The organism is Shewanella sp. ECSMB14102, from assembly GCF_000813075.1.
GTDB classification, from domain to species: domain Bacteria; phylum Pseudomonadota; class Gammaproteobacteria; order Enterobacterales; family Shewanellaceae; genus Shewanella; species Shewanella indica.
In genome coordinates, this window is record NZ_JWGX01000130.1 from 1 (window position 1) to 310 (window position 310).

A 310-nucleotide genomic window follows, 5' to 3' on the forward strand; every position below is an offset into this window, starting at 1 on the left:
GGCCATCAATGCTGAGTCCCAACTGCTGCTCCGGAAAATCCTTGAAAAAGAAGCTGGCAAAATGGTGATCTTCGTCTGGTCCATATCTTCGATCGTCTGTGTAATACACCACTGTTTTCAAGTCCGGCTCCAGATCTTTGATAACATATTTGGTCGGATAGTGTTCGGCATCTTTTAGGCGCAACTCCTCCACATACTCCAGCCATTGCTCAAGCCTATGCTCACCGGTTATCACCCCTTGCTTTTCCGCCTTATCATCCTGATGATAGATATCGATAGAGAACTGCGGCTGACCATAACCCGAGGTGAG

The 310-nt window shown here is 47.7% G+C and carries 1 pseudogene; it reads right to left on the reverse strand.

The annotated features are described in order from the left end of the window. Positions 1-310, reverse strand: a pseudogene (locus RC73_RS20865) (hypothetical protein); the annotation flags it as partial.